We start from the raw sequence: 24,471 nt of genomic DNA, 5'->3' as shown, positions 1-24,471 counted from the left end.
CTATGGCTCGCGCGGTATCGCTTCGCAGGCGCACGATCACCACGGCCCTGGCCTGGGCCATCGGCTTCCTCATCTTCTTCCCGATCCTGTGGACGATCATAACGAGCTTCAAGACCGAGCTCGAGGCGTTCTCGACACCGCCCAAATTCCTGTTCTTCCATTGGACGACCGAGAACTACGGCATCGTCCAGGAGCGCTCGAACTATCTGCGCTTCGTCACCAACTCGCTGATCCTGTCCATCGGCTCGACACTCGTCGCACTCCTCTTCGCGATCCCCGCCGCCTGGGCCATGGCCTTCGCGCCGGGCAAGCGCACCAAGGACCTGCTGATGTGGATGCTGTCGACCAAGATGATGCCGCCGGTCGGCGCGCTCATCCCGGTCTATCTCATCTTCCGCGACATGGGACTGCTCGATTCGCGCGGCGGTCTCATCGCGGTGCTGTTCCTGCTCAACCTGCCGATCATCGTGTGGATGCTCTATACCTACTTCAAGGAGATCCCGCCTGAGATCCTCGAGGCGGCGCGTATGGATGGCGCCTCCTTGTGGAAGGAACTCGTCTATGTGCTGGCGCCCATGGCGGTGCCGGGCATCGCCTCCACACTCCTTCTCAATATCATCCTGGCCTGGAACGAGGCCTTCTGGACGCTCAATCTCACCACCTCTCAGGCAGCACCCCTGACCGCCTTCATCGCGTCCTATTCGAGCCCCGAGGGTCTGTTCTGGGCGAAACTCTCGGCCGCCTCGACCATGGCGATCGCCCCCATTCTGGTGCTGGGCTGGTTCGCCCAGAAGCAACTTGTCCGCGGCCTCACCTTCGGAGCTGTCAAATAATGGGCACCATCGTTCTGAAAGACGTGCAGAAGCGCTTCGGCGACGTCGTCATCATCCCCGGTGCCAACCTCGCCATCGAGAACGGCGAGTTCGTCGTCTTTGTCGGCCCTTCCGGCTGCGGCAAATCCACCTTGCTGCGCCTGATCGCCGGGCTCGAGGATGTGACGGCCGGCGAGATCATCATCGACGGCAGCAATGCCGCGCAGCTGGCGCCCGCCAAGCGCGGCCTCTCGATGGTTTTCCAATCCTATGCGCTCTATCCGCATATGAGTGTGCGTAACAACATCGCCTTCGGGCTCAAGATGGCGGGTATGCCCAAGTCGGAAATCGACGCCAAGGTCGCCAAGGCGGCACAGGTCCTCAATCTCACCGACTATCTCGACCGCAAGCCGCGCCAGCTTTCCGGCGGCCAGCGTCAGCGCGTCGCCATCGGCCGCGCCATCGTGCGCCAGCCCAAGGCCTTCCTGTTCGACGAGCCCCTGTCCAATCTTGACGCGGCGCTGCGTGTGCAGATGCGCATCGAGATCATGCAGCTCCATCAGGCGCTCGGCGCCACCATGATCTATGTGACGCATGACCAGGTGGAAGCCATGACCATGGCCGACCGCATCGTTGTGCTCAACAAGGGCAATATCGAGCAAGTTGGCTCACCGCTGGAACTCTATAACAAGCCGGATTCACTGTTCGTCGCCGGCTTCATCGGAAGCCCCAAGATGAACTTCATCTCGGGCGATATCGCCGGCCGGCTGGGAGCGCAAACGATCGGCATCAGGCCCGAGCACATCACGCTGTCCGACAAATCCGGCGCCTGGGAAGGCACGATCGCCCTTGCCGAGCATCTCGGCGCCGATACTTTCCTGCATGTCGATGGCGCGCATGGCGGCCGGATGACGGTGCGCGCCGCCGGCGAATATGGCCTGGGCCCCGGCGCCAAGGTGTGGCTTACGCCTGAAATGAACCGTATCCATCGTTTCGATCAGAACGGGAGAACGATCAGGGATGCGGCTTGAACACAAAACAGCGATCGTCACCGGCGGCGCCCGCGGCATCGGGCGCGCCATCGCGGAAGGCTTTGCGCGCGAGGGCGCCAGGGTCTGCATCGCCGACATCGATGAAGACGCGGCGCGCGCGACCGCGCGCGATACCGGTGGCGGCGCTTTCGCCGCACATCTCGACGTCACGAGAGTCGAATCGATCAACCGGATGATCGAAGACGTCGAAGCCAGGGCGGGCGGCATCGATATCCTCGTCAACAACGCCGCGATCTTCGACCTGGCGCCGATCGAGGAGATCACCGAGAAGAGCTATGACCGCATCTTCGCCGTGAATGTGAAGGGGCTGCTGTTCACACTCCAGGCAGCGGCCAAGGCCATGATCCGGCGCGGCAAGGGCGGCAAGATCATCAATATGGCTTCGCAGGCCGGACGGCGTGGCGAGGCACTCGTCGCCGTCTATTGCGCCTCCAAGGCGGCGGTCATCAGCCTCACGCAATCGGCGGGTCTTGGTCTCATCAAGCACAGGATCAATGTCAACGGCATCGCCCCCGGTGTGGTCGACACGCCGATGTGGGACGAGGTCGACGCGCTGTTCGCGAAATATGAAGGCCGGCCGCCGGGCGAAAAGAAGCGGCTGGTCGGCGAAGGCGTGCCCTATGGGCGCATGGGCAAGCCCGAGGATCACGTCGGCTGCGCCATTTTCCTCGCTTGCACGGAAAGCGACTATGTCGTGGCGCAGACCTTCAATGTGGATGGCGGACAATGGATGAGTTGAAAGGACAAGCACCGTGTATCTGGAAAAACTGAAGCTCGACGGCAAGGTGGCGGTGGTGACGGGCGCCGGCCAGGGGATTGGCGCCGCCTGCGCCCGGGCGCTTGGCGAAGCGGGCGCCACCTTAATCGTCGCCGACATGATGGCCGACCGGGTCGAGGCCAGCGTCGGCGAGTTGAAGAAGCTCGGCCTCAAGGCGCATGGCGCGACACTCGATGTCACGAAGTCGAAGGACGTCGACCGCGTAGCCGCTGACATCATCAAGCAGCATGGCCGCGTCGATATCCTGGTGAACAATGCCGGCGTCGCCCGGAGCGACGTCAAGGCCGAGGAAACGAGCGACGAGCATTGGCGCTTCCACATGGACGTCAATCTCGACGGCCTGTTCTGGTGCTGCCGCGCCTTCGGCCGCCAGATGCTGAAGCAGAAGTCGGGTTCCATCGTGAATATCGGCTCGATGTCGGGCTTCATCGTCAACAAGCCGCAGCCGCAATCCTTCTACAACGCGTCCAAGGCCGCGGTGCATCACCTGACGCGTTCGCTCGCCGCCGAATGGGCGAAGAGCGGTGTGCGCGTGAATGCGGTGGCCCCCACCTATATCGAGACGCCGCTCACCTCCTTCGGCATCAAGGAAGATCCGGAGATGTACGAGACCTGGCTCGAAATGACGCCGATGGGGCGCGTCGGACAGCCCGATGAGATCGCCTCCGTCGTGCATTTCCTCGCTTCCGACGCGGCGAGCCTGATGACGGGATCGATCGTTCTCGCCGATGGCGGCTATTGCTGCTGGTAGATCGCTATCGGCTTTCCAGCTTTATGGGGACGGTCCAATGAGTCTGGGCGCCGGACGGCGGCGGCGGAAAGTCGATCGAAGCGACAATCGCTCTGACATCGGAGTCCAATGCAGGATCTCCCGATGACCTCGCCACTGAGGTTGCGCGCACCGCGCCATTCGGCGCGATCGTAAAACGGATGGAGACGATGTGGGTCCGCTTGCTACGGATCTTGGACGTCATGGCGGAACGCCGAGCAACGATGCGCCCGTACACAATCGACTTATAATTGGAACTCGCCTGTGAGCCCCCGGAGCGCTGCGCCTGCGATGCTCCTTTGCGCGTGGCCTGCGTCGTCAGTGTCGCGCCAGCGACCGCGCCGCGGCGCTGCTGCGCCTTGACCTTCTTCACCTTCTTCGCGGCCGGCTTTGGCTTCTGCGTCAAAGCGGGCGCTTCCGGGGCCTCGACGACCGGCTTCTCGAGCTCGACCGGCACGTCGACGGCCGTGACCTCGGTCGGCTCGAGCGCGGCGACCGTCACCGGCTCCTCGGTCGGCTTGGCTTCCGGTGTTTCCACCGCCTCGGGCTGATGGTCCGGCTTCTCGGCCTCTTCCGCCTGCTCAGGCGTCACTTCCGTTTTTTCGATATTCAGAGGCGCCACACTATTCACCAGCTGGCCGATCGCCGATTTGGCCTCGCCCGGCTGGGTCTCCGCCGCCGCTTCGGCCACGACTGACTCAGCCGCCACCGCCGGCATAACATCGGCGGCAGCCTCGCTGGTGATTTCGGCCAGCATTTCGATCTCGACGCCCGGCGCCGGTGGCGGCGGCTCGGCCGCGGGCGCCAATATGAAAGCGGCAGCGGCGGCGGCATGGACGCCGAGCGCCAGGGTGATGCAGACGAACCGTGCGCTCTGGGTGAGTCCGGCCCCCTTCATGGCACCACGACCTCGGGCGCGGGGGCTATGGCCTCAGGCGCCTTGTCCTTGTTGGCGATGAGCGAAAGCTTGGTGATGCCGTTGAGCGCCAGCTCATCCAGCACCGCGACGATATCGCCATAGGAGGCGGTGCGGTCGCCGCGCACATGGACGATGCGGTCTTCCTGACCCATCATCGCCTTGATGCGCGCAACGAGCTCACCGCGCACGATCTCGTCGGGACCCAGAGTGATCTTGCTGTCGGCGCCTATGGTCAGCACGATCGGATTCTGCGGATCGGACGGCTGAGCGGATTTGGCCTGCGGCAGATCTACCTTCATGCCGGAGCTCAGCATCGGCGCCGCCACCATGAAAATGATGAGCAGCACCAGCATGACATCGACCATCGGCGTGACATTGATCTCGGCGAGCGGGGCCAGATCATCACTGTCGTGATCGGCGGACAGATTGAAGCTCATGCGATCTTCTTCCGTAGCGGAGCGACGGGACCGTTCTCGCGGGCAAGCCTGGTGCCGTAGTCCTCGATCACCCGGTTGAGCGAACGCGCCGTGAGACCGAAAGCGGCCGCCAGCCGGTTATAGGCGAAGGCCGCCGGGATGGCGGCGGCAAGGCCGATCGCCGTGGCGGCGAGAGCCTCGGCAATGCCGGGCGCCACGACGGCCAGGCTCGTATCCTTGGCGGCGGCAATGCCGGCGAAGCTCGTCATGATGCCCCAGACCGTGCCGAAGAGTCCGACAAAGGGCGCGACCGAGGCGATGACCGCGAGATTGGGCAGGCCCCGCTGGCTGGTTTCGATAAGTTCCTGCGCTTGCCGCTTCATCGCCGCGGTAATGGCGCTGCGGCGATCGGATTCGGCGGGCGAGGCCTGCGCCTCGAAGGCTTCCTCGCGCCCGGCGGCGAAGATCCGGCCGATCACCTCGCCCATCCGCCCCTTGGCCTTGCCCTCGCTTCTGATGGCGCGGCGCAGGCGGGCGAGCGTCCACAGCGCCTCGAAGATGATGATCCAGCACCACAGCGACGAGGCGATCAACATCACGATGACGGCTTTGACGACAGGACCCGCCTGCAGGAAGAGCTCGACCGGAGATATTTCTCCACCTTGCATGTCAGGCACTCACTTGTAGAAACGGATGTCGAGGCGCGACGACAGAGAAAGCCGGTCGAGGCAGGCTTCGGGTGCCGCATCGGGGGCGCAGCTCGCGACGTCATTCAGCAGCACGCCGGCGATGTCAGCGCAGGCGACGTCGATGGCGAAGATCTTGACGCTGGTCTTGTTCATGCGGACCGGGCCCAGCTCGGCGATCAGCCGCTTGGCGATGCCGCCATCCTTGCCGAAGATGATGAGATCGGCCTTCAGCGACTGGAGCGGCTTGCCGGCTTTCTCATTGATGAGGAAATAGGCTTGGCACGCGGCGCCCGCCGTCTCGAGCTTGTTGAGCTCGAGTCCGAGATCGCCCTTGGCCAGCGCACCGGTCGGCGCCACCAGCGCGAAACCGGCCAGCAACAGACTTGAGCTAAGTGTAAGAATGCGCGCTAAATACATGCAGGCCCACGGGAAACAGTTCTTGCATCGCGCTGGGTTGAGGGCCTGGCTGGCCGGATAATAGATATCCGACTTACGGAGTCAAGTATTCTGGAAACATCGCGAAACTCTACTTAAAATAGTGCCCAGCTACTTCTGCGGGAATCTCAGAAGGTAGGTGTCCATGATCCAACCCTTCTTGGCACGCGCCTTGGCTCGGGCCGCCTCGATAATTTCCGCGACCTCGCCGACCTTGCCGGAAATCAGGATCTCACTCGCCGTACCAATATAGGCGCCCCAATAGATCTCGGCCTCGGGGTCGACGGTGCGATAGGCATTCTGGCTGTCGAGCATGACCACCACATTGGCGATGCCCGGCGGCAATCCCTCGGCGAGCTTGCGGCCAGTCGTGACATGGATCGCTTCGCCGATGCGGTTGATCGGCAGTCTGTGCCGGGCGACCAGAGCCTGAACGCTGCTGATGCCCGGTATGACCTCATAGTCGAAGGCGACGCGCTTTCCGGCCTTGATCAGCTCGATGATGCGGATGGTGCTGTCATAGAGCGTCGGATCGCCCCAGACGAGGAAGCCGCCGCGGCCATCCTCGTCGAGTTCCTCGGCGATCATGCGCTCGAAGATCCGGGCGCGCTTCTCATACCAGTCCTCGACCGCCGAGGCATAGGCGGCGGCGGTGCGGTCGCGCTCGGGATCACGGGCCTCGACAATGCGGTAGGCCGGGTTCTGGATATGGCGGCGGCACAGTTCCTTGCGCAGCGCCACGAGATCGTCCTTCTCCTCGCCCTTGTCGATGACGAAAAAGACATCGACCTCGTTCAGCGCCTTGATGGCTTGAACGGTGATGTAGTCGGGATCACCGGCGCCGACGCCGATAATGTAGAGTTTCCGCATGCGTTGATGCCCTGCAAGGCTGGGATCGGTCCTCTTTGCAGGCAACGGAGGCCTTGCGTCAACCTAATCAGGCGGGTGCCGCGAGCTTCGCGGCCTTGAGCCCCTGCCCCGGCGCCTCGGCAGGCGCCGCCTCGCGGAAGTAGGCGGAGTAGCGCGGATCGCCATAGCTCATGCCCTCCGTGCCATAGAGCTTCATCTTGTCCATGTTTGCCTTGTTCAAGATGATGCCGAGGCATTTCTTAGCGAGCGCCGGATCGGCCTCGAGCTTCATCTGCACCACGGCGCGCGGCGTCTGGCCCCATTCGACCACGCAGGTGAAGCCGTCGACATGGGGCGTCACGGCGCGGACATCGACCACCGGCGCCAGCGGCGGCAGATCGAGGATGACATAGTCGAAGGACGCCTTGGCTTCCTCGAGCAGCTCCGCCATTTCGCGCGACGCCAGCAGTTCCGATGTCAAAGGCACGTCGCGGCGCAGCACCGCCGGCAGCATGGCGAGACGGGTGCGCTCCTCGAACAACAGCAGATCCGCAAGCGGGATTTTGTCGATGACGATTTCGGCAAGGCCGGCTGCCGCATTGGGCGCCACGGCGCGGGTCAGCGTGGGATTGCGCAGATCAGCGTCGATGATCAGGGTGCGCGCCTTCTGGCTGGCGAGGAGACGCGCGAAATTGATGGCGACCGTCGACTTGCCTTCGCCCGGCAAAACCGAGGTGACGCCGATCACCTTCGGCTTTTCGCGGCCGAGCGAGAGGTCGGCGGAGATCTTGGCACTGCGCAAAGTCTCGGCGAAATGCGACAAAGGATGGTCGACGGCATAGGAGGTGACCGCCTTGCCTTCCGGAACCAGAGGCACGAGGCCGAGGAACGGCATGCCGGTCTCTTCCGCCACCTGCTCACCGGTGCGGAAGAAGCGGTCGCGATATTCCTGCAGCGTGCCGAGCCCGGTGCCGAGCGCCAGCCCCAGAAAGATGGACAATGCAAGCACCAGCGACTTCTTGGGCCCGCTGGTTTCCTGCGGCACGGCGGCTTCGGAAATGATGCGCGCCTCGGTGACCGGGAAGGATTCCTGCTGTACCGACTCCTGATAGCGCTGCAGGAACTTCTGATAGAGGTCCCTGTAGGCCTCCGCCTCGCGCTCGAGCTCGCGCAGCTGCACCAGCGTCTCATTGGCGTCGGCGCTGATACCGGTCGCGTCGGTCACGATGCTGCGCAAGGCATCCTCGCGCGACTTCGCCACCTGATACTCGCTGCTGTAGCTCTTGGCGATACGGCCGAGCTCGTCGAAGATCAGCTTGCGGTACTCATCCATCGAATTGCGCAGGCGCTTGACCTGGACATGGTCAGGACCGGTCTTTTCGGCGATCTCCGCGGCAAGCCGCGAGGCTTCGAGATATTTGGCGCGAAGGTCGTTGACGATGGCGCTGTCGAGCGTGCCGGCGACAATGGCATCCGGCTGGCCGCCGTCGATGATCGACTGCAGGCGCTGGTATTTGGCCTCTGCTGCCGCCGTCTCGGTGCGCGCCAGGATGAGCTGGCTGTTGAGCTCGGACAATTGCTGCTCGCTCACGAGCTTGCCGCTTGCCGCGATCAACCCGTGATCGGCGCGGAATTTCTGGACCGCAAGATCGGATTTGAGCGCTTCCCGCTGAAGATCCTTCATGCGCTCCTGAGCCCAGCCGCCGGCGAGCCGGGTGGCCTCGAATTTCGCGTTGAGCTGATCGGCGAGATAGGCTTCGGCGACGCCCTTGGCGACCTTGGCCGCCAGCACCGGGTCCGACCAGGTGAAGCGGACATTGAGCACATAGCTGCGGTTGAGCCGCTCGACTGAGAGATTGCGCTGCAGATTCTGCAAGGCGGCGCGCCGTTGCAGGTTCTCCTCCGAGGCCGGTCCCGGCGATGAGAACAGTGACGTCACGGCGCGCAGCATGGAGCGCATCATTTGCAATGGCCCCATCGGCGCGGACATGAACTTCGGATCCTTGTCGAGCGCGAGCTTGTCGACCACCGCGAGCCCGACCTTGTCGGAAACCAGGACCTCGACCTGGCTCAATATGCGCGCTTCGTCCTCGACGGTGCGCTCGAGCGCCGAGCCCTGATAGAGGATGCGGCTGCTGTCCTGATCGATGAGAATATCGGTGGAGGCCGTGTATTTGGCCGTAGCGAACAGCAGATAGAGGATGCCGAGCAGCAGGCAGACGCCGACGCTCAGCGCCGCGATGCGCCATTGCCGGCGCACGATGGCGAGCAGCTTATAGAGATCGATCGGCGGCGCGGACGACGACTCGCGGCGGTGCAAGGGACCTGGATTGGGGAAGGTTTCGCGGATCATGGCTTCCTCCTATCGCCGGGGTGCCCGGTTGAACGCATCGGCCAATGCGAACCAGAAGGGCTTCCGGTCGAATTTCTCGTCATAAGGCAGGCAGCGATTCATCGTTCCGTCGGTGCGTGTCTGGTTCGTGGTCGAATTCAGCCAGGAATATTTGTCCGACAGGCCCCAGGTGAGCAGACCCTCGACGGCGCGCTCATCGAGGGCGACAGTCAGGAACTGCGTGGCCATCTCGGCGACGAGCCGGTCACGCTCACTGATCGTCTGGGTGAGACGGCGATCGTCGATATCGAGCTCGGTGATCATGATCTTGAGCCCCAGCGCGGCCACTTCGCGCAGGAAGGATGCGAAGGTCGAAGGATTGAACGGGCGGCCTACGGTCAGATGGCCCTGGATGCCGAGTCCGTAGATGGGCGCGCCCTGGCTCTTGAGCTTCGCCAGCAGCTTGAGAACCGCGGCGCGGCGCGCCGTGTCGGGCGCGTCGTTGTGATATAGGCCGTATTCATTATAGAAGGCCTGAATGCCCGGATCCGCTTGCGCTGCGATCTCGAAGCAGCGCGCGATGTAGTCGGGTCCGAGATGGCGCAGAAAGACCGAATTGCGCAACGAATCCGGTTGGCCGTCCTTGGGCTCGATCGCCTCATTGACGATGTCCCAGCTGGTGATCTTTCCCTTATAGTGGGTCAGGAGATCGCGGATATGCTCCACGATGACGGTCTCGCCTTCCGTCTTCAGGGCTCCGTCCACCCAGCGCGGCAGATTGCGATGCCAGATCGCCGGGTGACCTCTTACCGCCAGTCGATGCGACGAGGCGAAGGACACGATCCGATCGGGAGCGCTATAGTTGCGCTGGCCGCGCGTGCCCTCGATGATGCCCCATTTCATCTCCCATTCCGGCACGACGGCGGCGCATTGGCGCGAGAAGGTGCGGCGCAGAAGCGCATCACGATCGCTCTGCCAGTTCGCGACGGCGGCGCCATAGAGCAGTCCCTTAGCGGAGGCGAGGCCCTTCAGGGTGCGCTCCACGGTCTGGGCTTCAGCCACCAATGGCAGGGCGGTCATGGCGGCGCCCGGCAGGGCGGCGAGGAGTTGGCGTCGATTCATCAATGAGCATCCAGCAGAGAACGGACCAGATCGCGATCATGGTCCCAGTCGAATTTCCGGGCGAAGTATTGACCCGATGCCGCGATGCGCGGCAGATCCTGGCGCGACAGGATCCTGGGATGGCTGCCCCCCTTGTCCCAGTCGACGTAAGTGAGTGATTCACGCACTTTGTGAGCGAAGGGCGAGAGCGACACCAAAGTCTGGAAATAGGATTCATCCGGCGTCTCGCTGTGCCGGAAGCGCTTGTCGTATTGTGGACGGGTGGCGCGGAAGCGCATCGCCCAGTCGAGACAAGGCCTCGACAGGCACCACCACATCGAGCCGAAATGCGGTTCGCCGAACTCCGCTTCGAAATCGGGACGCATCCAGAAATGGCGCGACAGGCGGTTGACGGCGCCAAGAGACAGACGCGGCAGGCTCTTGCTGTAGAAGCGGTAAAAGGCAAGCCGCGACTTGCGGTCGAGCGCCAGTGCTTCGGCTTCAGGCATCATGTCGATATACTCGCCACGCTCATCCGCCAGCCGGTCGTTGAGTCCGGTCAGATCGGCGACCGGCAGGCAGGCGCCGCTCAGCAGCATGAGATAGTCGGCCGAACCCTTGGCGAGCGCCGTCTCGATCAGCTCGAGTGTCGCCTCGACGACCGAGAAGCCGCCCCAGCTCACCGAATGGCGCCGCGCCGGTAAAGTCGCGCAGCGGGCGAGCTCCTCCCAGTGGCCCTCGAAGCCCTGCGCGTCGCGATCGACATGGAGATAGGTCTCGCCGTGAGCCTTGAGCTTCGCCAGCAAGGCGACGAGATCAGCGGGAGCGCGATGGGCGAGGACGAGATAGGCGATGCGCATGGTCATTGTTCCTCGCTGGCGGCAACAGCACGCCGATTAAGAAAGCCAGAGAGGGTTTGCTTCACCAGAGCTGGCTTCAGCGGCTCGATGAAGACATGCGCCATGAGCGCGTAGAAGATCAGGCCAGCGGCAGCGAGGGCGCCGCCGAGAAGCAGCCAGTCGATAAGCGGCAGCGCCGGGAAAGCGAGGCTGACGGCGATCGCGACGCAGATGGCGGCCATGGGTCCGAGCAGCGCCATGGTCACCTGGCCCGCCGAGTAGCCGAGTGTCCTCACTGAGATCATGGCGATACGCAGGACTGCCAGCACCTCCGCCATGGTGAGGGCGAGAACGAAGACTTCGATCGATGGCTCGATGAGCGCCGCGGCGGCGCCGACCCCCAGGGCCAGGATCGAAAAGACGGTGCAGGTGAGCATCAGCTTGCTGCGCCCCTGGGCCAGCGCCACCGGGCTTGGCAGCTGATAGAGGAACTTCACGAACAGGTTGAGCCCGATCAGCGACATCAGGTAGGACGAGGCGGCATAGGCCTTACCGAACAACAAGGGCAGCAGCGGCGTGCCGGCGAAGATGAAGCCCATGGCATACAGGAAGGCGACGCAGGAGAGAACCAGCGTCCAGCGCGCGCAGTTCTTCCTGACCGAGGGATGGTCCGGCGGCCGGTTGACGAAAGCCGACACGAAGAGATTGGTGAGAAAGCGCAGAATGGCGCCACGCGGCAAGGTCGCGGTCCCGAAGATGACGCTGTAGAAGGCGAGCGCCTGGGTGCCGAGCGCCCAGCCGATGAAGACGCGATCGCCGAGCGACAGGCCGGCATTGACGATTCCGGTCGGCACCAGCGGCTTGCCGAAGGCTGTCGCCTCATCCGCAATGGCCTTGTCCCAGCCAAGCCGCCAGGGAAAGCGTGACAGCAGATGCGAGGTAACGCCGGAGGCCATGACACTCGCGGCGAGGCCCCAGGCCATCACGGTATAGTCCGGCGAAACCAGGGCCGCGATGATGACGGCCACGGTCCAGGCGAGCTGGGTCATGATGATGGTGACGGCATTGCGCCAATACTGGTAGTCGCGCATCGCCTGCTTGACGCCGAGATTGCCGAAGCCGCGCAGGATGGCGCAGGCACCGACCGCGACATAGGCATAGGTCGCCTCGGGCGAGCTGAAAATGGTCGCGAGAAGCGGCGCCATGACCATGACCAGGACGCCCACCAGCGCGGCGCGCGACAATTGCAGCGTATGCAACGTCGCCAATGCGCGCCTCGGATCATCGGTTGCGGTATAGCGCACCGCCGAGACCGGGACGCCGAAATCGAAGCCGATCTCGACCAGGGCACTGATCATGGCGAGAGAGATCGCCACGCCGAAATCATGCGGCGAGAGCAACCGCGCCAGCAGGATATTGCGGATGAAGGGGAAGGCCATCTCCGCAAGATTGGCGATCGCCAGCACCGAGCCCGATTTGAGCGATCGTTTCATGGCAAGGCCTCCGCCGGATGGTTGATGCGGAAAGCTTGGCGTACGGGCACGACGGCGAATTGCGCTGCCGCCACGGCGAGCGCCAATATGGGGATCATGTTGTCGGCATATTGGAAGAAGCCGGCGGATTCGGTCATCGAGAAGGAAAGATAGAAGGCGAGAAAGGCCGCGATGCGCGGGTCGCGCGCGACGACGGCGATGCGCAGGATCGAAGCGATCAGCAGCGTGAAGAGCGCCAGCGCGATCACCCCGCCATAGAGCAGGAGCTGCAGGAAGAGATTGTGCGAATGCGGGAAAATGTAGATGCCAACGTCGCCCGCCAGCAGATAGGCTTCTTCCATGAAGATGCTGTAGGTCGAGTTGAAGCCATAGCCGAACACCGGCGCCCGCTGGATGAGGCTCCAGGACAGTTCCCAGATGAAGCTGCGGCCGGTGCCGGTGAGCAACTCATCGGCATCGCCTGAGCGGGCGAACATTGCGAGGATCTGGCTGTCGAGGCTGATGACGAGCGCCGCTGCGGCCAGCAGGCAGAGAAGAATGGGGATGAGCGCCGCGTTCCAGCGGTTTTTGAGCAGGAAGAAGGTGGCGCAGCCGACCCCCGCCGCGATCAGAGATGTGCGGCTTTGGGTGAGCACCAGCGCGGCGAGCGCCACGAGCACGGCGAACACCTTGAACAGGCGCGAGAAATTGCCGCTGTCGCAGCGCGCATAGAGCGCCACGAGGATGAAGCTCGCCAGCACGCCGGTCTGATTGGGATGGCCGCCAAGCCCGGTCATGCGGCTGCCGACGGAGCCGTCCCAGGCCAGCATGCGGGACACCGATGGCACGGCGAAGAACAGGAGGATCGACAGTGCCAGGAAGACGGTCTGAATCTGGATCAGCCGGTCGAACAGCACGGGCAGCCCACGCGCTTCGGCATAAGCGAAAAAGACGAAGAAGACCGAGAGCAGGCTCGCGGCCATGATCAGCGACTTGAAGGGTTCGGGCGAATAAAGCGCGGTAACGAAAATCCACGCGAAGAAGATAAGCACATAGCGCATGGGCGGGCGCAGCAGCCAGCCGGCATGCCGGCGCAGCAGCCAGGCGGCGAAGAGAAGCCCGAAGACCCACAGACCGATCTTGGTGATGTTCGACAGATCGAGCTTCGCCGGATCGGTCGCGAGCTTCTCGCTGCCGGTCAGGCGGCGGATGCTGAGCTGCGTCACGAAGACATAAGCAATCAGCAGCAGGTCGAGCATGCCGAAATTGGACCACCATGGCTGTCGAGGCGCCCTCCTCAAAGGCGCGCTCCATGCACGGTCATCAGGCCCATGAGGTGAAGGGCGCGGCGCATGACCTCGCCGGAGGGCTGGCGCAGCAGCGCCGATTTGATCAGCCACATGGCTTTCATCGCTTCGCCGGTCACTCTGATGTGAAGCTCGGCGCGCTTGAGATCATGCAGCGCCGACAGACGTCCCGAGCCGCATTCCGCCGCGATCCGGGCGAAGACCAGCTCATGCCCGCGCAAAAGCCTCACCACATCACGCGACAGCTTGTTGGTCGCCTCGAATGTATATTCGACGAGCGGCGCCTGGACGACGGGCAGCGGGCCGAGCTTCGCCAGCTTCAACCACAAATCCCAATCCTCGCAATTGGGAAGTCCCGCATCGAAGCCCTGGACCTCCTCGAACCTGCTCCGGCGTACGAAGGCAGCCGAGGTCGAGGCGAGGACGTTGGAGACGGCGAGATCGGCATGGCTGACGATGGGCTTGGGAATGCCGATGCGAGCCTTGCGCATCTCGTAGGCATAGCGGATGCCGCAGAATATCGCCGGCGCCTGCGGAATCTGCCGCGCCAAAGCCAGCTGGCTTTCGAGCTTATCGGTATGCCAGCGGTCGTCCGAATCGAGGAAAGCAAGCCAGCTTGCGGAGGCATGGGCGGCGCCCTCGTTGCGGGCCGCGGCGGCGCCACCGCTCGATGAACGACGGACGAGCTTGATGCGGCTTTCCTTCCGCGCCAAATCGGCCACGATCTCGGGCGTCGCATCGTCCGAGCCGTCGTCCACGACGATGATCTCGTCCGGCGCACGGCTTTGCGCCAGGCAGCTCCCGATCGCCTGGACGATCAGCGCGGGCCGGTTTTTGACGGGAATGACGGCGGCAATGCTCATGTCCATCACTCCGTTCTCGCGGCCTGGCAATCTGATCCGGCCAAGGCGCGCATCAGCCCCGGCAGCATCACGCGGCCCGCCGTCTCGGGATCGGGATGGACGCCGTCCGCGATCGCGGTCGCGATCTCGTCAGTGGAAAGCGCTGCCCAGGCCGGACGGTGATCGATGAATCCGAAATCCACCCGGCGCGCGATCTCGGCATGCAGCTCTTCATAGTCAGCAAGGAAGGGGCGGGTCATGCCGCGCAGGCCGGAAACCGGCGACATCGCCATCACATAGACGGCGGGTCGGCTCTCGCCCGCTTTCAGGCGCGTCACGATGGCCTCCATATTGGCGCCGCTCTCGCTCAGCGAGACAAACCGGTTGAGCGCCGCATCATTGACGGCGAATTCGACCAGCACGACATCGGGACGCTCGGCCAGGATCTTGTCCACTTGAGTCAGGCCCCAATCGGATGCCATGCCGCTCTTCGCCAGATTGACGATGGTCACCTCGCCGTCCCGGCAGGCGCTCAAGCTGCGGCGCAGCGGCTCCTGCCAGCCACCCCGCGCCGTGAGGCTGGTGCCGAATGTCACGATCTTCATGGCTTCTCCCTGCCGCGCCGTCGCGGGCACGGTCATCAGAACCACCAGCAGGATCGTGGCGATATGCTTCATGACAGCCCCTCCGCCTCGCGCGCCGCGAGATCGAGCTCGCGCTCGGGGCGGACGACATGCGTCCCGGCGCGATCGGCGCTACGCAAGCGCCCGAACCTGCCTGTCTCGATACCCTGGCGGATGATGCGCGCCGGATTGCCGGCCACGATGCAGGCGGGTGGCACGTCCTTGGTGACGACACTGCCGGAGCCGACGATCGATCCGTCGCCGATGCGCACCCCCGGCAGGATGATGCTGCGCGCCCCGATGAAGCAGCGCGCCCCTATGTGGGTATCGAGATAAAGGCCGCGCGACATGTCATGGGCGAGCACCGCCACGTCGAAAGCGAGATAACTGTCGGGGCCGATATGCACTCCCTTGGGATAGGTCTTGTCGAGCCTGACACTCAGCGACATGACCGTGCTCGGATGGATGTCCATTCCCCAGAATTTCGTAAAATAGGCCCATCTGAGCTTCACCAGCGCGCGCTGGAGCCACAAAAGCTGATTGAGGCTGCGCATCAGGCGGTCTCCCTTTTCGAGCGGCGTGGTGCCATGGACCAGCCGGTCTTGGAGGAGAAGGCGACCCGCAACGCGCTGACAAAATCCTGCGACGACATGCGCCGTGTCGCCACCAGCACGCCGCCCACCATGAGCTTGCGGCCGAGCAGCGCGAGACTCGTCGGGCGCTGCGCGGCATGACGGGCGATGGCGATCAGGCTGCCGCGGAAATAATGCGACCTGAGTGTCGGATCGTGGTCACGATGTCCGATCAGCGGCTGGTCCACGAAACGGCATTTGCGCGCGGACAAGAAGGCGCGCAGCGCATAGTCCGTGTCCTCGCCGCCATTGTTGCTCGTGCCGACCCCCAGCTCCTCGTCGAACCCGCCGATCTTCTCGGCGACGCGGCTGCGCAGGAAGATGGTGTTGGACGAGGCCTTGGCCGCAACCATAAAGACCGAAGGCTGCTTCATATCCATCGACAAGGCACGCAGCGGCGACGCCGGCGCCGACGCATAGCCGCAGAACCAGAAATCGAGCGCCCGGTCGATGCGGAAGAGATTGAGCACCCGCTCGAGCGATCCCTCCGGATACCAGCAGTCATCGTCGGGGAAAGCGACAAGCGGTATACGGGCAAACCATCCCTGCTCGCGCGCCTTGCCGAGCAGAAGATTGCGCGCCTGCGAAAGCGATACGCGATGCGGCATGGTCTCGATCTGCACATTGTCGGGGAGACCCAGCGGGACGGCACCCGGCATGCAGCGCTGGACGAGCAGCAGCATGCGCCAGCCGCGCGTGCCCATTGCCGCGGTGATCGACGCCATTAGTCGGTGGAGATCGGCGGTTCGGCCGCCGGCCGCATCCGTCGTCGTGATGAACAGGATTTCAGACCCCATATTCCCTCAAAGCTCCCATTTCTGATTCCGGCGATCTCGATACTGACGGTGCCGGCGGCGTCTTACGCTGCTCACGATGTTCGATGCGGTCGGATGCCTTGAACCATTCCGAATAATAGCGGCCGAGCTTGCCGTAGCTGTTGTCCTCACAGATGACGGGCATATCGAGCAGCGCGCCGAGGATCATGCCGTGCAGCCTGTCGGTGACGAGACGGCAATATTGCCCGACGCGGGCAACCGAGCGGCGCAACAGGCGGTCACGATAGCTGTTCCACAGCACATGGTTCGCCACCACATGCCTGGTGGGGAGATCGAGCGACTGCATCTTGCGCAGGAGACGGATCATGCCGCGATCGACGGCGGAGGTCACATCATCCCAATCGAAGCTCTCCACCGGCTCCTCGGCATTGAGCTTCGCCTCCTTGTCGCGCCGGCGGAAATGCAGTGTGCCGGTCTTGCTGCCGTCCTGGCGCGGCAGGCTGCCCCACAGAGCATGCGCCATGTCGGGCATGAGGGAGGCGGGATTGCCGCACTCCTCACGCAGATAGCCCAGAGACTCCCGGTCGCGGGCGAAAACATAAAGCTGGCGATGGGCGGCGAAGATCCTGGCCGTCGCGGCGCGGCTCTCCGGCGCCTGGAAATGGATGGATTGCGGCAGGATCACGATCGGCGTCTCGGGATAACGGGCGATGACCAGTTCGCGGAACATCTGGTGATCGCGGTAGAGGTCGCCGAGATTGCCGCCTCCCTGGAATACGATGGTGACACCCCTCCTCACCAGAGCATCGAGACGCCGCACCGACTCCTTGAAATAAGCGATCGGCCGGTCGGGGCGATGAGTCAGACAGAATTCATGGATGCTGAAGCGGCCGATCACCTCATAGCCATTCACCGCGAAGAACCGATCGGTGCCGGCATGGATCAGGAGATCCCCGACATTGCCATGCATGGGATAGTCGAGAAAGACGACCGGGCGGCTCAGCGGGATGACGTCACGGATGAGATCGAGCTTATGCTTGAGCTCGTCCATGACGGCGGCGTGGGGAATCTTCGAAGCGCTTTCGGTCAAACAGCCTACTCCACCAAATGAACGATCTTGGCATTGCGCGACTTGAGCTCGTCGATCACCATGGGCAGCAGCGGCACAGTGTTGGTCTGGATGTCATGCATGACGATGACGCCGCGATCATTGGCGTTGAGCCGCTGACGCAACCGTCGCATGGTCTCTGCCGGCGGGTGATTGCGCCAATCCTCGGGGCTGATGTCGTAGCTCGCCACGATCATGTCGAGCCGGGCGGCCGTTTCGAGCAGGTCGGGCGTTCCGGCATTCTCGGGGAAGCGGAAAAGCCGGACGGGTGTCATGCGGTTGCCGTAGACCGCCCATTCGATCGCTTTGGCTCCCCTCTTCATCTCTTCCGTCGCCTCGGCGAGCGGCAGCTGATTCAACTTGCGGTGCGAATAGGTATGATTGCCGATGGAGTGGCCCCTGGCTTTGACCAGGCGCGCTATGAAGGGTTGCTGCAATGCCCGCTGGCCCACCATGAAGAAGGTTGCATGCAGGCAGGCGGCGCGGAGCTCCTCGAGGATTCTGGGCGTTGTCTTGTAGCTCGGACCATCATCGAAAGTGAGCACATATTCGCCGGCCTCGAGCGGCAAGGGCGGCAGCTTCTGCAAGGTGCCGAAGCTGGTGATCTTGGCCTCCGACAGAGAGAGAACGCGCTCAGGCAGGGCACCCTGGCAGTTCTGCGCGGCCTGTCCCGAAGCGGTCCAGGAGCCCAGAAACACGGCCGACAAGACGGCGATCAGACTAACCCGCCTCATGCATAGGCCCTCTCTGGAACCAGATCCGCGTAGGCGGCGACATATTTCTCCGCTTCACTCGTCCAGTTGAACTTCGCTTCCGCGAGCTTGCCGGCTTCGCTGCCAAGGTGGCGGCGGCGCTCCTTGTCGTCGATCAAGGGCAAGGCCGCCTCGGCGAGGCCGCGCGGCGTCGCGTCCTTGGCGAAACTCCCCGCCGCGCCCAGGAGCCGGCGCGTCTCGCTCAGATCGTAGGAAACCGACGGGATGCCGAGGGCGGAATACTCGAACACCTTGTTCATGCTGATCTTGTCATTGTACTCGTTCACCGGGTCGGGAATGATGCCGATATCGAAGGTGCTGAGCGCCGCGAGCAGCGCTTCGCCGCGCAGATAGCCGGTGAAGACCACATGTTCGGCCACATCGAGCGAGGTGGCGAGTTCCCTCACCGATGCAAGCGCCGGACCGTCGCCAACAACGACGGCCCGCACGCCATGCCTGCCACCTTCACAAACGATGTGATGCATCATGCGGACGAGATGGTCGACGCCATCCTGATCGGCGATGATGCCGACATAGCCGAGGATCACCCCGGCGCCTGCGCGCAGTTGCGCATCGGGCGCGACACGGCGCAGTTTCTGGCGGTCGGGAACGCTGTAGACCGTGGTGACGCGCTCAGGAGCCTTGCCTCCGCGCTCTATCGCGATGTCGCGATAGGTTTCGTTGGCCGAGATCACACGGTCGGCGAATTTGAAGGTGCATTTCTCCGCCAGGAGCAGCAGCCGATGAAAGAAGCCATGGCGTCCGTATTTCGCCGCATAAAGCTCGGGGCAGAGATCGTGATGATCGAAGACATATTTCTTGCCGAATAGCTTGTAAGGGGCGGCGACGAGAAAAATGAGGTCGGGCGGATTGCACCCTTGCACCACGTCGAAGCCGCGCGTCAGCGCGATCTTGAGCAGAAGTCGCGTCTCGTGGAACAAGGCGCAGCCATATTCGAGCAGGAAGCCCAGCTTGCCGCGGGCTTCGACCGGCAGGCTGTGCCGGTGAATAGCGATGCCGTCGATTTTCTCATAGCTTTGCGGGTGCTGCGCGTTCCTCGGGCAGATGACGGAAACCTCCCATCCCGCCTCTTTGAGCGCATTAGCTTCCTGCCAGACGCGGCGGTCGAAGGGCACCGGCAGATTCTCCACGATGATCACGCAATGCGGTGGCCTGTCCTTGCGAGCCGGCAGCGGAAGTGTGAGCGACATGTGCGTTCTCCTCCCCGGCCTATTCCGCCGCTTCTGCGAGGTGCAGCGGGATGTCGTGATCGGGTCGGCCAACGCTGAAATAACGGAAGCCGTGACGGGCCATGTCCTCGCGGCGGTAGACATTGCGCAAATCGACAAGGCAGGGCGACTTCATGACCTGCTTCAGCCTCTTGAAGTCGAGGGCACGGAATTCCTCCCATTCGGTTACGATCACCAGCACATCGGCGCCTTCGGCGATTTCGTAGGGGCTCGCGCCAAACTCGACACCGTCGATCTCGCCGCGCGCCGCCTCCATGCCGACGGGGTCATAGAGACGTATCGCCGCCCCCCCCATCCTGCAGCGCCTGGACGATCGCCAAAGAGGGTGCTTCCCTGATGTCGTCGGTATTGGGCTTGAAGGTGACGCCGAGCAGCGCAACAGTCCTACCTTTCAGATCGCCGCCCACGGCGAAGGCGATCTTGCGGGCCATGGCGCGGCGGCGCGTGTCGTTGATCGCCACCGTGGTTTCGATCAGGCGCACGGGCGATTCGAAATCCTGGGCGATACGGATGAGCGCGGACGTGTCCTTGGGAAAGCAAGAACCGCCGTAACCTGGGCCGGCATGAAGGAATTTCGCCCCGATGCGGTTATCGAGTCCAATGCCGCGCGCCACATCCTGCACGTCGGCGCCGGCCCTTTCGCACAGATCGGCGATCTCGTTGATGAAAGTCACCTTCATCGCCAGGAAGGCATTGGCGGCATACTTGGTGAGCTCGGCGGTCCGGCGCGAGGTGAACAACAAGGGTGAGCGGTTGAGATAGAGCGGACGATAGACCTCGTCGAGTGCCATGCGTCCACGTTCGTCATTGACGCCGACGATGATGCGGTCCGGACGCTTGAAGTCCGCAATCGCCGAGCCCTCGCGCAGAAATTCAGGGTTGGAGGCGACGGAGACATCGAGCCCCGGATTGACGCTCCGCAGAATATGCTCGACCTTGTCCGACGTTCCGACCGGCACCGTCGATTTGATGACGATGACCGATCCCGGCCGGATCGTGCTCGCCAATTCGCGCGCCGCGGCCTCGACGAAGCTCAGATCGGCGTGTCCGTCACCGCGCCGTGACGGTGTGCCGACGGCGAGGAAGACGACGTCCGCTTCGGCAACGCCTTCCTTCAGGTCGCGCGTGAAGGACAAGCGCCCCGCTTTGACATTGTCGGCGACGACCTGATCGAGACCCGGCTCGTAGATCGGTATGCGACCCTGGCGCAGGGCGTCGATCTTTGCCGCGTCCTTATCGACGCAGACGACCTTGTGACCGAAGTCGGCAAGACAGGCACCGGAAACGAGCCCAACATAGCTCGATCCGATCATAGCGATATTCATCCGGAATCCTTTCGCGTCTTGTCGACTTTCACCGACAGTTCAGTTTCGGTTTTCGATTTATCCGCCTCGCCGTGACGGGAGATTTGGGTCTAAACGGCGTTGGGTCCGGTCAGAGCAAAGAAGGTGCGGACCAGGATCTTCATGTCGAGAAGAACCGACCACTTGCTGATGTAGAGACGGTCGTGATGCACTCTATATTGGATGTGTTCCAGGGCCTCGGTAGGCCCGCGAAAGCCTGATACCTGCGCCAGGCCGGTCAAACCGGGGCGCACCAGATGGCGATCGTTGAAGTTGCTGATCACCTCGGCGAATGCGTCGTCCATCGCGATCGCATGCGGGCGCGGCCCCACCAGGGACATCTCGCCGCGCAGCACATTGTAGAGCTGCGGCAGTTCGTCGAGACTGGTGCTGCGCAGGAATTTTCCTACGCGCGTGACGCGCGTGTCATTGCGGCTCGCCTGCGTGAAGTCGCCTTTCGATTCGGCGACCGTCATGCTGCGAAACTTGCAGATATAGAAGGAAGAGCGATTCCTTCCGTATCGCTGCTGCCAGAAGAGAATCGGTCCCGGCGACTCGATCTTGATCGCGAGCGCGACGAGGAGTCCGACAGGCAGCAGAACTATAATCGCGAGCGAAGCGATCAGCACATCGATCCATCGCTTGACGACAGATCCGTTGATCACATTCGACTTGCTCAGCAGTGTAGTGTCGAAGCCTGAGGATGCGGACGCCGACTCGGCGTTCACAAACATTCCGCCGCGAGCGGCTGAATTTGGCCTCACACGAAAGTCCATGGAGTCCTCCATTCGCTTTCATTGGGTTGCCGCCCACGAGGATTAATGCCGAGCTTGACTGATTTTGCAAGCGCGAAGACACATAAGCAGCAGAAAAAGTTCAGCGCTGCCCAAGGGTTGGACTTGTCGCTCAAGAAGGTGGCAACAATTAGCTCGCAGTAGAGCTTTTTTGGCGTAAAATGTTGACGGGGTGTCAGTTCGAACACTGAGTAACTATAAACTCTTTGTATCATTGCGAGACCGGATTCATCTTTAGGCGACTTAACGACGGCGACATCACATGCGACAGGATACGGAACAGAAAGACGATGCGACCACGCGCGCATCACCAACCGATGACAAACCGATGAAGGATAAACGCGAGAAAGCACGGCGCATGGCAGAGCAGCTCATCTCCGAGGAGAAGAGCCGCGGCAAGCCGCGCTCGATGCTAACGACTTATCTGATCGCGGTGATCGTTGGTCTCGCGATCTGGGCCGCGCTCTATTATCTGTGGCTTGCGTTCTGAGGAGCCAGCCTGCAACAGATCCGTTTCAAATCTGGACGGGACGCTTGAGCGCGTATGTTGTCTCTGGGTCAAAGAGCTGAAGCTGAGACACATCATAATGGAAGGTCACAGCTTCGCCCGGGGCGGCGCGGAAGTCGCGCGGGCAGCGAATATGGATCTCTATCCCCGGTGCTCCGCTGACACTGGCCACGAGAATGACCTCGGGGCCCAGCACTTCCGTTGCGACGGCGTTAACCTCGATCGGTCTCGTCAGCGGCGCCGCATCGGCCTTCAGATGCAGATCCTCGGGCCGCAATCCGACGATGACCTCTCGTCCCGAATGACCGGCAAAGGCCTGGACGAGCGGGGGCGGCAGAGTTAGCACAGCATTACCAAGCGACAGATCGGCCGATGCGAGCCTTCCGCGCAAGAGATTCATCGGCGGGCTCGCCAGGAAGCCGGCGACGAAGGTATTGACCGGATTGCGATAGACCTCCATGGGCGCGCCGACCTGCACGATGACGCCGTCCTTCATGATGCAGATGCGCTCGCCCATGGTCATGGCCTCGACCTGGTCATGAGTCACATGGACGATCGTTGTGCCCAGCGCGCGGTGCAGCTTGATGAGCTCCGTGCGCATGGCGCTGCGCAGCTTGGCGTCGAGGTTGGAAAGCGGCTCGTCGAGCAGGAAGGCCTTGGGCTCGCGCACCAAAGCGCGGCCGAGCGCCACACGCTGGCGCTGGCCTCCCGACAATTGCGCGGGCTTGCGCGCCAGGAGCTCGGCGATGCCCAGCATATCGGCGATATTGGCGACGCGCCGGTCGATGACGGCGCGCTCGACGCCGCGCAGCCGCAAGCCGAAGGAGAGATTGTCGATCACCGTCATATGCGGATAGAGCGCATAGTTCTGGAAGACGATGGCAATGTCGCGGTCGGCCGGATCGATATCGTTCATGCGCGCGCCGCCGATATGGAGATCACCCGCCGAAATCGTCTCGAGCCCCGCGATCATGCGCAGGGTCGTCGACTTGCCGCAGCCCGACGGTCCGAGCAGGATCATGAACTCGCCGTCCCTGATGTCGAGCGAGACGTCGCGGACCGCGGCATAGCCGTTGGGATAGAACTTGTGGACGTTTGTGAGCGAAATCGATGCCATAAATCTTTATCTTCAGGTCAAGGAGCGCATATAGCGGTGGAGCCAGGCAGTCAGCGCCAGGATCACGGCGAGCAGTATCGCGGACATGGCCGAGGCCTCGCCGATATTGAGGCCGACGAAAGCGGTGCGATAGATGAAGTAGCTGACGAGATCGGTCGCCACACCTGGACCGCCGCGCGTCATGATATAGACGAGGTCATAGGTCTTGACCGCGAAGATGAGCCGGATCAGCAGGGTCACGGCGATGACCGGCAGCATCAGCGGCAAGGTGATGTGCCAGAATGAGCGCAGCGCCGAGGCGCCATCGACCCGCGCCGCCTCATAGGGCTCGCGCGGCAAGGCGGACAGGCCGGCCAGCAGCAGCACGATCATGAAGGAGACCTGGTGCCAGATGTCCACCATGATGATCGTCCACAGCGCGACCTTGGTGCTACCGAGCCAGTTCACCGGATCAATGCCGACGAGGCTCAAGAGATAGTTCACGATGCCCAAGGTGGGATGCAGGAACATGCGCCAGATGAGGCCGACGATCACCGGGTTCATCAGGAGCGGACAGAGGAGAATAGCGTAATAGACGGATTTAAAGCGCTCGACCGTGTTCAGCATCAAGGCGATGAGGAAGCCGAGCGCGAATTCCAGCAGCACGACGGCGGCGACGAAAAAAGCCGTCAACCAAAGCGTATGGCGGAATTCGGGATCGCCAAGCGCCTTCACATAGTTGTCCAGGCCGTTGAAGGTGTCGAAATTTGGCGCGATCAGCGTGTAGTCGTGCACGCTGGTATATAGCGCCCATAAGACCGGGAAGAGTATGACCAGGAGCAGCAGACCGAGGCTCGGCGACGCGATGAGCCAGCCGAACATGCGGTCGCGCCGCTCAACCGCCGTCTGTGCCGCGCGCATGTCGTTCAATCGTCTGTCGTCCGCGGCCAGGGTCATGGAAATGAAGAAAGTCCTCG

25 protein-coding genes and 1 pseudogene are annotated in these 24,471 nt (G+C 62.8%); 5 read left to right on the top strand and 21 right to left on the bottom strand.

What is annotated here, in order from left to right:
- Positions 1-2: 2 nt before the first annotated feature.
- The 4 genes from G5V57_RS19745 to G5V57_RS19730 are packed head-to-tail and all read left to right on the top strand — an operon-like array spanning position 3 to position 3,393.
- On the top strand, positions 3-833 hold the full coding sequence (locus G5V57_RS19745; protein ID WP_165169270.1) for a carbohydrate ABC transporter permease: 831 nt from the start codon (positions 3-5) through the stop codon (positions 831-833).
- Entirely contained in the window at positions 833-1,843 is a 1,011-nt protein-coding gene (locus G5V57_RS19740) for an ABC transporter ATP-binding protein (protein ID WP_165169269.1), read from the top strand. The genes G5V57_RS19745 and G5V57_RS19740 overlap by 1 nt, the downstream gene beginning before the upstream one ends.
- On the top strand, positions 1,833-2,603 hold the full coding sequence (locus tag G5V57_RS19735; RefSeq protein WP_165169268.1) for an L-iditol 2-dehydrogenase: 771 nt from the start codon (positions 1,833-1,835) through the stop codon (positions 2,601-2,603). The genes G5V57_RS19740 and G5V57_RS19735 overlap by 11 nt, the downstream gene beginning before the upstream one ends.
- A gap of 13 nt (positions 2,604-2,616) precedes the next feature.
- Positions 2,617-3,393, top strand: a complete 777-nt coding sequence (locus tag G5V57_RS19730; protein ID WP_165169267.1) for an SDR family NAD(P)-dependent oxidoreductase — start codon at positions 2,617-2,619, stop codon at positions 3,391-3,393.
- A gap of 4 nt (positions 3,394-3,397) precedes the next feature.
- Here G5V57_RS19730 and G5V57_RS19725 read toward each other — a convergent pair whose 3' ends face one another.
- The 19 genes and pseudogenes from G5V57_RS19725 to G5V57_RS19635 all read right to left on the bottom strand — a co-directional run bounded on the left by G5V57_RS19725 (position 3,398) and on the right by G5V57_RS19635 (position 21,824).
- On the bottom strand, positions 3,398-4,309 hold the full coding sequence (locus G5V57_RS19725; RefSeq protein ID WP_165169266.1) for a TonB family protein: 912 nt from the start codon (positions 4,307-4,309) through the stop codon (positions 3,398-3,400).
- Positions 4,306-4,767 (bottom strand): biopolymer transporter ExbD, encoded by a 462-nt coding sequence (locus G5V57_RS19720; RefSeq protein WP_165169265.1) that lies wholly within the window; start codon positions 4,765-4,767, stop codon positions 4,306-4,308. Before G5V57_RS19720 ends, G5V57_RS19725 begins: the two co-directional genes overlap by 4 nt.
- The gene (locus G5V57_RS19715) at positions 4,764-5,414 is read right to left on the bottom strand and encodes a MotA/TolQ/ExbB proton channel family protein (RefSeq protein WP_165169264.1); all 651 of its coding nucleotides are present in this window, start codon (positions 5,412-5,414) and stop codon (positions 4,764-4,766) included. The genes G5V57_RS19720 and G5V57_RS19715 overlap by 4 nt, the downstream gene beginning before the upstream one ends.
- Before the next feature lie 9 nt (positions 5,415-5,423).
- Entirely contained in the window at positions 5,424-5,813 is a 390-nt protein-coding gene (locus tag G5V57_RS19710; RefSeq protein ID WP_165169263.1) for a Tat pathway signal sequence domain protein, read from the bottom strand.
- 168 nt (positions 5,814-5,981) lie between these two features.
- Positions 5,982-6,740 (bottom strand): precorrin-6A synthase (deacetylating), encoded by a 759-nt coding sequence (cobF, locus tag G5V57_RS19705; protein WP_165169262.1) that lies wholly within the window; start codon positions 6,738-6,740, stop codon positions 5,982-5,984.
- A gap of 67 nt (positions 6,741-6,807) precedes the next feature.
- The gene (locus tag G5V57_RS19700) at positions 6,808-9,072 is read right to left on the bottom strand and encodes a polysaccharide biosynthesis tyrosine autokinase (RefSeq protein ID WP_165169261.1); all 2,265 of its coding nucleotides are present in this window, start codon (positions 9,070-9,072) and stop codon (positions 6,808-6,810) included.
- A gap of 9 nt (positions 9,073-9,081) precedes the next feature.
- Positions 9,082-10,173, bottom strand: a complete 1,092-nt coding sequence (locus tag G5V57_RS19695) for an endo-1,4-beta-xylanase (RefSeq protein WP_165169260.1) — start codon at positions 10,171-10,173, stop codon at positions 9,082-9,084.
- Positions 10,173-11,018, bottom strand: a complete 846-nt coding sequence (locus tag G5V57_RS19690) for a beta-1,6-N-acetylglucosaminyltransferase (RefSeq protein ID WP_165169259.1) — start codon at positions 11,016-11,018, stop codon at positions 10,173-10,175. Before G5V57_RS19690 ends, G5V57_RS19695 begins: the two co-directional genes overlap by 1 nt.
- Positions 11,015-12,484, bottom strand: a complete 1,470-nt coding sequence (locus G5V57_RS19685; protein ID WP_165169258.1) for an oligosaccharide flippase family protein — start codon at positions 12,482-12,484, stop codon at positions 11,015-11,017. Before G5V57_RS19685 ends, G5V57_RS19690 begins: the two co-directional genes overlap by 4 nt.
- Positions 12,481-13,722, bottom strand: coding sequence for an O-antigen ligase (locus G5V57_RS19680; protein WP_165169257.1), 1,242 nt, complete (start codon positions 13,720-13,722; stop codon positions 12,481-12,483). Before G5V57_RS19680 ends, G5V57_RS19685 begins: the two co-directional genes overlap by 4 nt.
- 38 nt (positions 13,723-13,760) lie before the next feature.
- Entirely contained in the window at positions 13,761-14,633 is an 873-nt protein-coding gene (locus G5V57_RS19675; RefSeq protein ID WP_165169256.1) for a glycosyltransferase family A protein, read from the bottom strand.
- Between the two features lie 5 nt (positions 14,634-14,638).
- A complete protein-coding gene (locus tag G5V57_RS19670; RefSeq protein ID WP_165169255.1) occupies positions 14,639-15,289 on the bottom strand; it encodes an SGNH/GDSL hydrolase family protein in 651 nt (216 codons plus the stop codon).
- Positions 15,286-15,789 carry a DapH/DapD/GlmU-related protein gene (locus G5V57_RS19665; protein ID WP_165169254.1) on the bottom strand — a complete coding sequence of 168 codons (504 nt, stop codon included), beginning with the start codon at positions 15,787-15,789 and terminating at the stop codon, positions 15,286-15,288. Before G5V57_RS19665 ends, G5V57_RS19670 begins: the two co-directional genes overlap by 4 nt.
- Positions 15,789-16,664 carry a glycosyltransferase family 2 protein gene (locus tag G5V57_RS19660; RefSeq protein WP_165169253.1) on the bottom strand — a complete coding sequence of 292 codons (876 nt, stop codon included), beginning with the start codon at positions 16,662-16,664 and terminating at the stop codon, positions 15,789-15,791. The genes G5V57_RS19665 and G5V57_RS19660 overlap by 1 nt, the downstream gene beginning before the upstream one ends.
- Positions 16,654-17,733, bottom strand: a complete 1,080-nt coding sequence (locus G5V57_RS19655; RefSeq protein ID WP_165169252.1) for a polysaccharide pyruvyl transferase family protein — start codon at positions 17,731-17,733, stop codon at positions 16,654-16,656. The genes G5V57_RS19660 and G5V57_RS19655 overlap by 11 nt, the downstream gene beginning before the upstream one ends.
- A gap of 5 nt (positions 17,734-17,738) precedes the next feature.
- Positions 17,739-18,485, bottom strand: a complete 747-nt coding sequence (locus G5V57_RS19650) for a polysaccharide deacetylase family protein (protein WP_165169251.1) — start codon at positions 18,483-18,485, stop codon at positions 17,739-17,741.
- On the bottom strand, positions 18,482-19,714 hold the full coding sequence (locus G5V57_RS19645) for a glycosyltransferase family 4 protein (protein ID WP_165169250.1): 1,233 nt from the start codon (positions 19,712-19,714) through the stop codon (positions 18,482-18,484). Before G5V57_RS19645 ends, G5V57_RS19650 begins: the two co-directional genes overlap by 4 nt.
- Positions 19,715-19,733: 19 nt before the next feature.
- Positions 19,734-21,078, bottom strand: a pseudogene (locus G5V57_RS19640) (UDP-glucose/GDP-mannose dehydrogenase family protein).
- 89 nt (positions 21,079-21,167) lie between these two features.
- On the bottom strand, positions 21,168-21,824 hold the full coding sequence (locus G5V57_RS19635; protein WP_246737291.1) for a sugar transferase: 657 nt from the start codon (positions 21,822-21,824) through the stop codon (positions 21,168-21,170).
- A gap of 394 nt (positions 21,825-22,218) precedes the next feature.
- On the opposite strand from G5V57_RS19635, the gene G5V57_RS19630 reads away from it, so the two are divergent.
- The gene (locus G5V57_RS19630) at positions 22,219-22,380 is read left to right on the top strand and encodes a hypothetical protein (RefSeq protein WP_165169249.1); all 162 of its coding nucleotides are present in this window, start codon (positions 22,219-22,221) and stop codon (positions 22,378-22,380) included.
- A 25-nt stretch (positions 22,381-22,405) separates the two neighbouring features.
- Here G5V57_RS19630 and G5V57_RS19625 read toward each other — a convergent pair whose 3' ends face one another.
- Positions 22,406-23,515 (bottom strand): ABC transporter ATP-binding protein, encoded by a 1,110-nt coding sequence (locus G5V57_RS19625; RefSeq protein ID WP_165169248.1) that lies wholly within the window; start codon positions 23,513-23,515, stop codon positions 22,406-22,408.
- A 12-nt stretch (positions 23,516-23,527) separates the two neighbouring features.
- Positions 23,528-24,451, bottom strand: coding sequence for a carbohydrate ABC transporter permease (locus G5V57_RS19620; RefSeq protein ID WP_206530078.1), 924 nt, complete (start codon positions 24,449-24,451; stop codon positions 23,528-23,530).
- Between the last annotated feature and the right edge of the window lie 20 nt (positions 24,452-24,471).

This window comes from Nordella sp. HKS 07, assembly GCF_011046735.1.
Classification (GTDB): domain Bacteria; phylum Pseudomonadota; class Alphaproteobacteria; order Rhizobiales; family Aestuariivirgaceae; genus Taklimakanibacter.
Note: the sequence above shows the minus strand (reverse complement) of the source record. Positions and strands in the feature narration are given on the sequence as shown.